Origin of the sequence: Rhodococcus sp. T7 (assembly GCF_009872365.1) — a bacterium.
Classification (GTDB): Bacteria; Actinomycetota; Actinomycetes; order Mycobacteriales; family Mycobacteriaceae; genus Rhodococcus_F.
In genome coordinates this window covers 88,826-97,863 of sequence record NZ_WXYH01000132.1, presented here as the reverse complement: position 1 = coordinate 97,863, position 9,038 = coordinate 88,826, and the positions used below count along the sequence as shown (strand labels likewise).

Genomic DNA, 9,038 nt, shown 5'->3' with positions numbered 1-9,038 from the left:
GTGTAGTACAACCCCCTCGGCCGTGCAGGGGGGGCGGGGCAGGTGATGCCTCGCCGCCACTGCTGTCTCCGGGGCCGGCACCCGGTCACCCGGCGCCCATTCGCCCCGGTTGTGCCCGGCAGGTGGGGCCAGTGAACGCTCCCGCCCACGAATCCCCACCCTCACCCACCCCGTTTCCCCACTTTCCCCCCTCCGGCCCGCGACGAGCCGTGGAGCAGGGGTAACGCACCCTCTCTACGCGCTCTCACCTGGGCCTTTCGGATGCGTCGCGCCGCTGTGTTTCGGAGCGCGATCGACGGTGCCCGTGTCGGTGATCACGTCGGGAATTTTCCCCCACCAACTCCAATTCGCGTTGACCAGCAAGTATTGGGCAAATTGGGTGGCAACACGCCGTTATCTACCTTGTGGGTGGGGGAAAGTGGGGTACTGTGGTGCGCAGCGGGGAGCGAAGGTGAACCGCCCGGGCATGCGGCGTTCGATACGAACGCGGTGGGAGGTGTCGAGTGTTTCTCGGTACCTACACGCCGAAGCTCGACGACAAGGGGCGGCTCACGTTGCCCGCAAAGTTCCGGGACGCGCTGGCGGGAGGGTTGATGGTCACCAAGGGTCAGGATCACAGCCTCGCGGTATATCCCCGGGAAGAATTCACCGCTCTCGCACGCAAGGCCGCGGCCGCGTCGAGAAGTGATCCGGAGGCGCGAGCCTTCGTTCGCGGACTGGCGGCAGGTACCGACGAGCAGCACGCAGATGCCCAGGGGCGCATCACCCTCTCGGCAGATCACCGTCGTTACGCGGGTCTCTCCAAGGACTGCGTAGTGATCGGTTCGGTCGACTTCCTCGAAATCTGGGATGCGCAAGCATGGCAGACCTATGTCGAGGCGAACGAGGAGAACTACTCGCAGGCAACAGGAGTCGCGCTCGGCGAAATCGTCTGAGCGTGAACACGTCCCCGCGAATGCCGCGAGGCCTCTGTCCGACGGAACCCTGACGCACTTCCCCAGCGCCAGGTTTTCATTTCGGGCAGGGACCTCGAAGCATTCGCCTCGGCCACTGGCCGACACGAGAAGTTCGAGCAGTGAACCCCGGCACCGGGCACGTTCACCCGCACCGCAGAGCAGGAGCCGGAGGGATCATGGTGGATCACGAGGGGGAAGATTCCTCGCCCGCCGATGGTTTCGGTCACATCCCGGTACTGCTTCACCGCGCAGACGAACTGCTGGGCCCTGCCCTCACCGTGAACGACCCGCAGGGCGGGGGCGCCGTCATGATCGACGCGACCCTCGGGCTCGGCGGGCATTCCGAGCACTTCCTGCGGACCTACCCCCAGCTGAGGCTCGTCGCCCTCGACCGTGATCCGCACGCACTGGAGATCGCGGGTGGCCGGCTCGCCCCGTTCGCGGACCGAATCACATTCGTGCACACCCGCTATGACGGCATCGAGGATGCGCTCACCCAGGCGGGTCTCGACCCGCAGGAGTCGGTGCACGGCATCCTCTTCGATCTGGGTGTCTCTTCGATGCAGCTCGACGAATCGGATCGGGGGTTCGCGTACTCGATCGACGCGCCCCTGGACATGCGGATGGACCCGACCACCGGCATCACCGCGGCCGAGGTCCTCAATACGTACAGCCACGGAGATCTCGCTCGCATCCTCAGCACGTACGGCGAGGAGCGCTTCGCGGGCAAGATCGCGTCGGAGGTGGTCCGGCAACGCGCGAAGGAGCCGTTCACGACCAGCGCAGCACTGGTCGAACTGTTGTACCGCACCATTCCTGCGGCTACCCGCCGTACCGGGGGACATCCCGCGAAGCGGACGTTCCAGGCCCTTCGAGTGGAGGTCAACGGCGAGCTCGATTCACTGCGCGCCGCGGTACCGGCTGCACTCGACGCGTTGACCGTCGGGGGACGCGTCGTGTTCATGTCGTACCAATCCCTGGAAGACCGGGTCGTCAAGCAGGAAATCACTCCGAGGTCGAAGTCGAAGAGCCCGGAGGGGCTTCCTGTCGAACTGCCCGGGACGGGACCGGAATTCCGGATCCTCACACGAGGGGCGGAGCGCGCGTCCGAACAGGAAATCGAAGAGAACCCACGATCAGCCCCGGTGCGTTTGCGCGCTGCAGAAAGAATTGCCAGGAGGTCGGCGGCATGACGGTTCAGGTGAGTTCCACCGAGATGCGGCCCGCACGGGCGGACAACCGGTCGGGCGCGGCTGAGCGGGCGTACAAGAAGCGCACCCAGCGCGCGGCCGTGCACAACGGATCCGCGATCGCCGTCTCCGGCAAGAACCGCACCGGCACTCTCACCGCCCGCATCCCGTTCGTGGCGACGATCCTCGTTCTGCTCGCGACGGGCCTGGCCGTCACACTGCTCCTCACGACCCGGTCCGCGGAGGACTCGTACCAGCTGAGCGCCGCCCGCGCCCACAACCAGTCGCTCGAAGAGGAGAAGGCAGCGCTCCAGCGTGACGTCGAGACCGCCAACTCCGCCCCGAAACTGGCGGAGGAAGCGGCCAAGCTCGGCATGGTCCCCGCGAACGACCCGGCTCGGCTCGTCGTCCACCCCGACGGCAGCGTCGAGGTCGTCGGAAAGCCGGCTCCGGCGTCGGGTGCGCCCGTGCCTCCGCTCGACGCGGCCGCCCCGAACACCCTGCGTGGCAACTCCGTGGCTACCGCCCCGAACCGGGGGAGTACCACGCAGTCTCCCCGCGCCACGCCGCAGCCCGGCAATGGCGCAGAGATCCAGGCACAGGGTGAACAATTGGTTCCCGTGATCCCATCGGCCGCCGCACCGACGACTGCTCCACCCTCCGGTGGTCGCCGGTGAGTCGAAGCGCACCGAGAAATCGTCCCCGGCGCCCCACGGGCGCCGGGACCGCGTCTTTTCCGTTCAGGCAAAAGATCGGACGCGGTCTGATGTTCTTGGCGCTCGGCCTCGCCGCCGTGCAGCTTCTGTGGATCCAGGTCATCGACGCACCGCAGCTGTCCGCGGAGGCGGCGAACCAGCGCACGACCACCGAGGTGGATCCGGCGCTGCGCGGGTCGATCACCGACCGCAACTCCAATCCCATCGCCTTCACCATGGAAGCGAAGGCGCTGACGTTTCAGCCCGCGCGGGTGCGGAAGGAACTCGAGGAGGCGAAGGGCAAGAGCGATACCGCCCCCGACGTCGATTCGCGACTCGACGCGATCGCGAAGGAGATCCACGACCGGCTCGGCGACGCCGCACCGGAGAAGGATCTGAAGGAGAAACTGCACGGCGACGAGACGTTCGTCTATCTGGCGCGCAGCGTAGACCCGAACATCGCCGCGCAGATCAGCGACAAGTTCCCGGAGGTCGGCCTCGAACGCCAGGACATCCGCGAGTACCCGGGCGGGTCGCTTGCCGCCAACCTCGTCGGCGCCACCGGCTGGGACGGCCACGGACTGCTCGGCCTCGAGGACTCGCTCGACTCCACCCTCGCCGGGACCGACGGCTCCCAGACGTACGACCGCGGTTCCGACGGCGCGGTGATTCCCGGCAGCTGGCGCGACAAGCAACCGGCGGTCGACGGATCCAGCGTCGAACTCACCATCGACTCCGACCTGCAGTACTACGTCCAGCAGCAGGTGCAGATGGCCAAGGACAAGTCCGGCGCGAAGGACGCGTCGGCGGTCGTGCTCGACTCGCACACCGGTGAGGTGCTCGCGATGTCGAACGACAGCACGTTCAATCCGGCGATCGGGGTGGGCAACAACCCGCGAACGGTGGAGATGGGCAACCTGCCGGTGAGCACGCCGTTCGAGCCGGGATCGGTCAACAAGATCGTCACCGCGGCGGCCGCGATCGAGTACGGGCTGACCACACCCGACGAGGTACTCGAGGTTCCCGGCAGCATTCAGATGTCGGGGGTGTCGGTGAAGGACGCGTGGGATCACGGGGTCGCGCCGTACACGGCCACGGGGGTGTTCGGTAAGTCCTCGAACGTGGGCACCCTGATGCTCGCCCAGCGTGTGGGCGAGGACCGTTACGCGGACATGCTGTCCAGGTTCGGCCTGGGCCAGCGTACCGACGTCGGGCTTCCCGGTGAGAGCGCCGGCAACGTCCCCAGCCGGGACCAGTGGTCGGGGGGCACGTTCGCGAACCTGCCGATCGGGCAGGGCCTGTCGATGACCCTGCTGCAGATGACCGGCATGTACCAGGCGATCGCCAACGACGGTGTCCGGATCCCGCCGCGCATCGTCAAGGCGACGGTCGACGCGTCCGGCAACCGGACGGAGACCGAGGCGCCCGAGGAGGTGACGGTCGTCAGCCCGCAGACCGCGGCCACCGTCCGCGACATGTTCCGGTCCGTCACCCAGAACGACACGGGAAACCAGCGCGGTACCGGGGTGCAGGCCGCCGTCGACGGGTACCAGATCAGTGGTAAGACGGGCACCGCCCAGCAGGTCGACCCCGCCTGTAAGTGCTACTCGAACTCGAACTACTGGATCACGTTCGCCGGGATCGCTCCGGCCGACAACCCGCGGTACGTCGTCGGAATCATGCTCAACGCGCCGACACGCAGTGCGGACGGCTCCGGTGGGCAGTCCGCTGCCCCGCTGTTCCACAACATCGCGTCGTGGATGTTGCAGCGCGACAGCGTGCCGATGTCGCCGGACCCCGGACGCAGGCTGGTGCTGCAGGCCGATTGAGCGAAGGTCGGCCGAATCGGGTTCCGGGAGCGCTCACGGTAATCTGACACGTCGGCCGTTCAGTGGACACGCGCATTTGCCGTGGACACAAGGAACTGCCGAGGTAGCACGCTGTATCGAACCGTGCACTACGCCGTTGTCAGTGAGAGTCGACATACGAGAGGAGCCCGGTGCCTGTTCCGTCCCGCCCGCAGTCGGCGTCAGTGGAGGTGAAGGTCACAGACGGTCTTCGCCCCGCCCAGCCGGTCCGTACCACGGTGAGCGCTCTGGCCGCGCTCGCCGGAGCGAGGGTCGAGGCACCCACCGGAACCGCCGAGCACGTGATCGTCACCGGAGTCGATCTCCGCGCCCAGGGGATCGTGGAGGGCGATCTGTTCGCGGCCCTTCCCGGGGCCCGCGCGCACGGCGCGGAGTTCGCTGCCGACGCTCTCGAACGCGGAGCGACCGCGATCCTCACCGACGAGGCCGGATTTGCACTGGTGTCCGCGCTGGGCACCGACGCCCCGGTGCTCGTCCACGACGACCCGCGCGGCGTGCTCGGTGAGCTGTCGGCCACCATCTACGGCCGACCCTCGGAGAAGATGCAGGTCATCGGCATCACGGGGACATCGGGAAAGACCACCACCTCGTATCTCGTGGAAGGCGCGCTCAACGCGGCCGGCCGGACGACCGGTCTCGTGGGCACCATCGAGACCCGGATGAGCGGCCGCCGGGTGCCGAGCGCCCTGACGACCCCCGAGGCGCCGCAACTCCACGCGCTGTTCGCCGTGATGCTCGAGCAGGGGATCGACACCGTCGTCATGGAGGTGTCCAGCCACGCGCTGTCCCTCGGCCGCGTGGACGGAGTCCGCTTCGACGTGGGCGCTTTCACGAACCTCTCCCAGGACCACCTGGACTTCCACCGCGACTTCGAGGACTACTTCGCCGCCAAGGCGCGGCTGTTCGCGGCCGAGTCGTCCGTGCACGCGCAGTACGCCGTCGTTTGTGTGGACGACGTGTGGGGCCGGCGCATGGCCGAGGTCGCGCGCGGCGCCCATTCCATCGTGACGACGGTCGCGACGACGCCGGAGACGGACGCGGTGTGGACGGCGGGCCCGGCGACCGTGTCGGCATCCGGCTCGCAGACGTTCGCGCTCACCACGGCCGAGGGCACGGCTCTCGACGTGGAACTCCGGCTGCCGGGCCAGTACAACGTCGCGAATGCGTCGCTCGCCGTCGCACTGTGCGCCGCGCTGGGCGTCGATCCGCGCGACGCCGTCGCGGGTATCGCCGGGGTCGACGTGCCGGGCCGGGTGCAGCGGATCGACCGGGGGCAGGACTTCCTCGCCGTCGTCGACTACGCGCACAAGCCCGCAGCGGTGGAGGCCGTGATCGCGACGCTGCGCGAGCAGGTACGCGGCCGCGTCGCCGTCGTCGTGGGTGCCGGGGGCGATCGCGACGCGGGCAAGCGGCCGCTGATGGGCGCTGCGGCCGCGCGGGGAGCCGACCTGCTCGTCATCACGGACGACAACCCGCGTACCGAGGATCCGGCGAAAATCAGGGCCGCGATCCGCGAGGGCGCCCTCGGGGTGCCCGAATCGGAGCGGGGACAGGTGTGGGAAGTAGCGGACCGAGCGAAGGCGATCGCCGACGCCGTCGGCTGGGCGCAGGCAGGCGACGTGGTTCTGGTCGCAGGCAAGGGACACGAGATCGGTCAGGAGATACACGGGGTGAAGTACCCATTTGACGACCGCGACGTACTGGGCGACGCGATCGAGCGACAGGTCGGAGGAACGCGATGATCCCGATGACACTGGCTCGGATCGCCGAGATCGTGGGCGGCGAACTGCACGACGTCGCCGACCCGTCGGCCGAGGTGACGGGAACGGTCGAGTTCGACTCGCGCAAGGTCACCGGCGGCGGACTGTTCCTCGCCCTGCCCGGCGCCCGCGTCGACGGACACGATCATGCGGCGGCGGCGGTCGAGGCCGGCGCGGTCGCGGTTCTGGCCGCGCGCCCGGTCGGGGTCCCCGCCGTGGTCGTCACCCCGACGCCCGGCGACGGTCCGAGCAGGGCGATGGCGCTCGAACACGACACCGACGGATCGGGCGCCGCCGTGCTCGCGGCCCTCGCGAAGCTCGCGCGCGCGTCCGTCGACGACCTCACCGCGAAGGGTCTCACCGTCGTCGGCGTCACCGGTTCGGCAGGCAAGACGTCGACCAAGGATCTGCTCGCCGCCGTCCTGCGCCCCCTCGGTTCCGTCGTCGCGCCGCCCGGATCGTTCAACAACGAACTCGGCCACCCGTGGACCGCGCTCCGCGCGGACGCCGGAACGGGATTCCTGGTTCTGGAGATGTCGGCCCGCGACCGCGGCCACATCGCGTCCCTCGCCGCGATCGCGCCCCCGAAGATCGGGGTGGTCCTCAACGTGGGAACGGCGCACCTCGGCGAGTTCGGTTCGCGGGACGCGATCGCCGCGGCCAAGGGCGAACTCCCGGAGTCGCTGCCCTCGGCGGCCGACGGTGGCGTCGCGATCCTCAACGCGGACGACCCGCTGGTGGTGGCGATGGCCCCGCGCACGTCCGCGCGGGTGGTACTCGTCGGCCGGTCGGAGTCCGCGCACGTGCGGGCCACCGACATCGTGCTCGACGAGAGGGCAAGGGCGCGTTTCACTCTCACGACGGCGGCGGGCAGCGTCCCGGTCGAACTCGCCGTGCACGGTGAGCACCAGGTCGGCAACGCTCTCGCCGCAGCCGCGGTGGCGCTCGAATGCGGAGCGGACCTCGACCAGATCGCGCAGGCGCTTTCCGGTGCCGCCGCCGTCTCGGGGCGCCGGATGGACGTCCGCGACCGGCCGGACGGTGTGACCGTCGTCAACGATTCGTACAACGCGAACCCCGACTCGATGCGGGCAGCCATCAAAGCGCTGGTGTCGATGGCCAGGTCGGGCAGGGGGGCGGCGCGCCGGAGTTGGGCGGTGCTCGGAGAAATGGCCGAGCTGGGTCCAGAATCAGTGGTCGAACACGACGCCATCGGCAGATTCGCGGTCCGGCTCGATGTCAGCAGGCTGATTGTCGTCGGAACCGGCAGGCCCGCCCGCGCCATGCATCAGGGTGCGGTCATGGAAGGTTCGTGGGGTGAGGAGTCGATCCTCGTCCCCGACATCGCCGGTGCGGTCGCACTGCTCGAGAAGGAACTGGCGCCGGGAGATCTGGTGCTGGTCAAGGCGTCGCAGTCCATCGGATTGTGGGAGGTCGCGGACACGGTGTTGGCGGGAAGCACGGGACAGAAGGGTTCGGAGGCTACGCGGTGAGACAGATCCTCTTCGCGGCGGGCATCGCGCTCGCCGTCTCGATTCTGCTGACCCCCGTTCTCATCAAGGCCTTCTCCCGTCAGGGGTTCGGCCAGGAGATCCGTGTCGAAGGTCCGGCGAGTCACCAGTCGAAGCGCGGCACCCCGACGATGGGCGGCGTCGCCATCCTCGCCGGACTCTGGGCCGGCTACTGGGGTTCGCACATGATCGGCATCGGCTACGACGCGGACGGTCCGTCGGCGTCGGGGCTCCTCGTGCTCGGGCTCACGACGGCGCTCGGCGGTGTCGGGTTCCTCGACGACTTCATCAAGATCCGCAAGCAGCGGAACCTCGGGCTGAACAAGACGGCGAAGCTCGTCGGACAGCTCATCGCGGCGGTGGCGTTCGGCATCCTCGCGCTCCAGTTCAGGGGCGCGAACGACCTCACCCCCGGCAGTGAGCACCTGTCCTACGTGCGGGACATCGCGACGGTCACGATGGGCTCCGTCGTGTTCGTCGCCTTCTGCTACCTGCTGGTGAGTGCGTGGTCGAACGCGGTCAACCTCACCGACGGCCTCGACGGTCTCGCCGCCGGGTCCATGAGCCTGGTGCTCGGCGCGTACGTGATCATCACGTTCTGGCAGTACCGCAACGCGTGCGAGACGAGCCCCGGCAAGGGCTGCTACGACGTCCGCGATCCGCTCGACCTGGCCCTGATCTGCGCGGCCGGCGCCGGTGCGTGCATCGGATTCCTGTGGTGGAACGCGGCACCCGCGAAGATCTTCATGGGCGACACCGGTTCGCTGGCACTCGGCGGCATGCTCGCCGGACTGTCGATCACGACGCGCACCGAACTGCTGATGGTCGTGATCGGCGCGCTGTTCGTCGCCGAGGCGGCGTCGGTGGTGATCCAGGTGGCGGTGTTCCGGTCGAGCCGAAGACGCGTGTTCCGGATGGCCCCGTTCCACCACCACTTCGAACTCGCCGGGTGGGCGGAAACCACGGTGATCATCCGTTTCTGGTTGCTGGCCGCCATCGCCTCCGCGATCGGGCTCGCGCTGTTCTACAGCGAGTACCTGGCAGCGATCGGGGGCTGA

Annotated in this window: 7 protein-coding genes; all 7 read left to right on the top strand. The window is 68.6% G+C overall.

Going from position 1 to position 9,038, the window contains the following annotated elements:
- Positions 1-503 precede the first annotated feature (503 nt).
- Complete coding sequence (gene mraZ / locus MLGJGCBP_RS15895; RefSeq protein ID WP_005247637.1) at positions 504-935, top strand: division/cell wall cluster transcriptional repressor MraZ; 432 nt, start codon at positions 504-506, stop codon at positions 933-935.
- 197 nt (positions 936-1,132) lie between these two features.
- Positions 1,133-2,149: a 16S rRNA (cytosine(1402)-N(4))-methyltransferase RsmH gene (rsmH, locus tag MLGJGCBP_RS15890; protein ID WP_160096767.1), complete on the top strand. Its 1,017-nt coding sequence runs from the start codon at positions 1,133-1,135 to the stop codon at positions 2,147-2,149.
- Positions 2,146-2,823 carry a hypothetical protein gene (locus MLGJGCBP_RS15885; RefSeq protein ID WP_160096765.1) on the top strand — a complete coding sequence of 226 codons (678 nt, stop codon included), beginning with the start codon at positions 2,146-2,148 and terminating at the stop codon, positions 2,821-2,823. Before rsmH ends, MLGJGCBP_RS15885 begins: the two co-directional genes overlap by 4 nt.
- Positions 2,820-4,670: a peptidoglycan D,D-transpeptidase FtsI family protein gene (locus MLGJGCBP_RS15880; RefSeq protein ID WP_160096763.1), complete on the top strand. Its 1,851-nt coding sequence runs from the start codon at positions 2,820-2,822 to the stop codon at positions 4,668-4,670. The genes MLGJGCBP_RS15885 and MLGJGCBP_RS15880 overlap by 4 nt, the downstream gene beginning before the upstream one ends.
- Before the next feature lie 170 nt (positions 4,671-4,840).
- Complete coding sequence (locus MLGJGCBP_RS15875) at positions 4,841-6,451, top strand: UDP-N-acetylmuramoyl-L-alanyl-D-glutamate--2,6-diaminopimelate ligase (protein WP_160096761.1); 1,611 nt, start codon at positions 4,841-4,843, stop codon at positions 6,449-6,451.
- Positions 6,448-7,962: a UDP-N-acetylmuramoyl-tripeptide--D-alanyl-D-alanine ligase gene (locus MLGJGCBP_RS15870; protein WP_160096759.1), complete on the top strand. Its 1,515-nt coding sequence runs from the start codon at positions 6,448-6,450 to the stop codon at positions 7,960-7,962. The genes MLGJGCBP_RS15875 and MLGJGCBP_RS15870 overlap by 4 nt, the downstream gene beginning before the upstream one ends.
- On the top strand, positions 7,959-9,038 hold the full coding sequence (gene mraY / locus MLGJGCBP_RS15865; RefSeq protein WP_072945365.1) for a phospho-N-acetylmuramoyl-pentapeptide-transferase: 1,080 nt from the start codon (positions 7,959-7,961) through the stop codon (positions 9,036-9,038). Before MLGJGCBP_RS15870 ends, mraY begins: the two co-directional genes overlap by 4 nt.

Bases quoted from the DNA above. Each gene is read 5' to 3' on its own strand.
- MLGJGCBP_RS15885 (WP_160096765.1), top strand. From the start codon at position 2,146: ATGACGGTTCAGGTGAGTTCCACCGAGATGCGGCCCGCACGGGCGGAC.
- MLGJGCBP_RS15870 (WP_160096759.1), top strand. From the start codon at position 6,448: ATGATCCCGATGACACTGGCTCGGATCGCCGAGATCGTGGGCGGCGAA.
- rsmH (WP_160096767.1), top strand. From the start codon at position 1,133: ATGGTGGATCACGAGGGGGAAGATTCCTCGCCCGCCGATGGTTTCGGT.